At 71.8% G+C, this 2856-nt stretch carries 4 protein-coding genes; all 4 read right to left on the bottom strand.

The features are described 5' to 3' along the window. A partial coding sequence (locus tag AB0G02_RS33940) for a carboxyl transferase domain-containing protein (RefSeq protein ID WP_360802589.1) occupies positions 1–368 on the bottom strand: 368 nt, incomplete at its 3' end. Next, complete coding sequence (locus AB0G02_RS33935; RefSeq protein ID WP_360802586.1) at positions 365–1087, bottom strand: DsbA family protein; 723 nt, start codon at positions 1085–1087, stop codon at positions 365–367. The genes AB0G02_RS33940 and AB0G02_RS33935, both read right to left, overlap by 4 nt. Then, positions 1084–2028: a thioesterase gene (locus tag AB0G02_RS33930; protein ID WP_360802583.1), complete on the bottom strand. Its 945-nt coding sequence runs from the start codon at positions 2026–2028 to the stop codon at positions 1084–1086. Before AB0G02_RS33930 ends, AB0G02_RS33935 begins: the two co-directional genes overlap by 4 nt. Before the next feature lie 195 nt (positions 2029–2223). After that, the coding region (locus AB0G02_RS33925) for an alpha/beta fold hydrolase (RefSeq protein ID WP_360802580.1) at positions 2224–2856 on the bottom strand (633 nt) is incomplete at its 5' end.

The raw sequence follows: 2856 nt of genomic DNA, 5'->3' as shown, positions 1-2856 counted from the left end.
ATCATCGCCGCGAACATCTGACCCATGCCGTCCAGCGACTCCACGCCCTCCGGCAACCGCGCCCCACCGGAATGCCACACCCCGATCACCGGCGTCCGCTCCCGCACCGCGGTGTCGATCGCCTCCACGATGTGCCGGCAACCCTCCGACCCCAACGCACCACCCATCCGCGTGGCATCGCTGCAGTAGGCCACCACCTTCGCGCCGTTGATCCGCCCCCGCACGGCGAACATGCCGCTACCGTCACGAGGCCGCAACGGCGCGACCGACCCGGGGTCCAGCAGTTGCGCGAGCCGAACCTCCGGATCACGCGGATCGACTTCGACCAGGACGGGACCGGTGACGGGACGTTCCTCCAGGATGGTCATCCGCAACCACCCGCCGTGTCGTGGTCGACCCCGCCGACGCGTTCCAGCACGGGCGCGGGCACGTCGTCCAACGTCGTCGCCTCGGGCGTGGGCAGGTCCTGCAACGTCGGCAGCAGCACGTCGAGGTAGGCGTCGAGGCGGTCCAGGCCCCAGAAGCGGTGCCGGCCGACCTTGAAGTAGGGGATGCCGAACACGTCGTCGTGCCAGGCCTGCACGAGCGCGTCGAGGCCTTCGGCGCGGATCTCCGGATCGTCCACGGCGGACACCAGCGGTTCCGGGTCCAGCCCGGCCTGCTCCAGGGCCGCGCTCAGCACGTCGACCTCGCAGATGTTCTCCCCGCGCTCCCACCTCGCCTGGGTGACCGCGTCGTAGAACGCGCGGTCCTGGCCCAGGTGGCGGGCCTTGAGCCAGGCGAGGTTCGGCAGCTCCCACCACGGGTCCATGTCGATGGGCCACGCCATGCGGTAGCCGTGCTCGGCCACCAGGCGCTTGGTGTCCTGGAGGATGTAGAGGTGCTTCGCCTTGCTCATCTGCGTGTAGTGGAACCCGGCGTCCCGCTCCTCCAGGCCGGCCGTGGTGATCGGGTCCGGGTCCCAGTAGGGCACGAACTCGATGATCTCGCGGGCCTGCGGGAGGCGTTCCTCCAGGCGCCGCAGGGCCAGCCAGCTGAACGGGCTGCGGAACGAGAAGTACAGGCGCGGCGGCTTCTTCACCCTCATTCGGCACCCCCGAGCAGCGCGGTGAGGGTGTCGGCGTCGAACTCGGCCAGCGAACCGGCCTTCTCGCCGCGGCTGACCGCGTAGCCGTGGACGATCGACGCGGTCGCGGTGTGCACCAGCACGTCGCCGCGGCGGACGTAGGTGTCCATGCGGGCGGTGTACATGACGTCCTTGATGATCTCGCCCACGGTGAAGACGGTGTGCAGCGTCTCCTCCATCTGCGCGTCCGCGAGGAGCTGCACGCGGGCGCGGGAGACGACGGGGATCCACCCGCGCTCCTCGAGCAGCTTGCCGATGCCCAGGCCGCGCTCGTGCAGGAACCGGTCCACGACCTCCTCCAGCGCGCGGGTGTAGCCCGAGTGCTGGAGCCGGTGCGAGTAGTGGCAGTAGAAGTACGGGATGCGCCAGGACCACAGGAAGGCGTTCGAACCGGGCGGGGTCAGGACGTCGGTGACCTCACCGGTGCACGCGAGGTCCTCGCGCGCCTTGGTCTCCAGCTCCGCGACACCGCCGACGACGTACGGCACCAGCTCCACCGGCACCGGCTCGTGACCCGGCGCGTCCTGCTCGGCCACCAGGGCGACGCGGACCTTGCCGGTCAGGATGGTGACCTCGGCGCCGTCGCGCTGCACGGAGAGGCGGACCTTGAACGCCGCGCCCTGGCCGGGCTTCGCGGGCGCGGTGGTGACGACGGCGGTGACCTCGTCGTCCACCAGCAGCGTCGCGGGGAGCTGGATGGAGGTCTCCACGAACTCGATGCCCAGGCCGTGCACGTGGTAGAGCACGTCGGGGCCGGTGCCGCGGTCGCGGAAGTGCTGGAGGACGGCTTCTTCCAGCAGGTAGGTGAAGTGCTTGAAGCCGATCCAGGTGCGGATGTTCGCGCCCTCGTACCGTGGACGTCCCACGTACGTCGTGGGGCTCGCGTCGAGCGTGGTGGTCATGGCAGTTGTCGCTCCTTCAGGCACGCGCACCGGCGGGCGGTGCGGCTTCGTTTCGGCAACGGCGGGCCGCTGCGATCAGGCCCGCGGTGGGTCACGCGCGGGCGGTGCCGGTGCGCTCCGGCTCCGGGCGGTCGCGGTCCGCGGGGTCGACGCCCCGCGTCCGGCGCGGCTCGGGTGGAGCCGGCGAGGGCGGGCTCACGGGATCAGGTGCAGCGCGGTGGAAGTCGGGGGACCCGGCGCGGGGCGGGCGAGGCCCAGGAAGCCGGTCAGGTCGGCCGCCACGTCGTCGACCTGCTCCACGTGGCAGAAGTGGGTGTAGTGGGGGCGGATGCGGAAGTGGGCGATCGGCAGGGCGGCGGCGAGGGCGGTGGCGCGTTCGCCGCGCAGCGCCTCGTCGTCCTCACCCGCGACGACCAGGACGGGTGTGTCCACATCGGACAGCCACAGGTCGGTGGAGGCGGCGAAGCTCTGGAAGAAGGCGCCGAAGCCGACCGGTCCGATCCGGTCGACGACGGTGGCGGCCATGGTGGCCAGCAGGTCGTCGTCCAGGGTGGCCGCCCGGGAGCCCAGGCGCAGGCGCAGGCCGGCGGTCATGATCCGGCGGACGCCGGCCAGGGCCGACGTGTGCAGCGCCCAGTCGACCTTCAGCGTGGGTGGTCGGAAGAACGGGGCCACGAGGGCCACGGCCTCGACGCTCGCGGGCAGCCCGCGCTCGGCCAGCAGGTGCAGCACGGCGTTCGCGCCGAACGAGTGGCCGATCACGGCCCGCGGTGCGTCGGGCACCATGGCCAGGCCCCGGCGCAACCAGTCAGCGGGCGTGCCGCCGTG

The sequence above is a fragment of the Actinosynnema sp. NPDC023658 genome (assembly GCF_040639995.1).
In the GTDB taxonomy this organism is placed as follows: Bacteria; Actinomycetota; Actinomycetes; order Mycobacteriales; family Pseudonocardiaceae; genus Actinosynnema.
The sequence above is the reverse complement of the archived record's forward strand: the minus strand, read 5'-3'. Positions and strand labels throughout refer to the sequence as shown.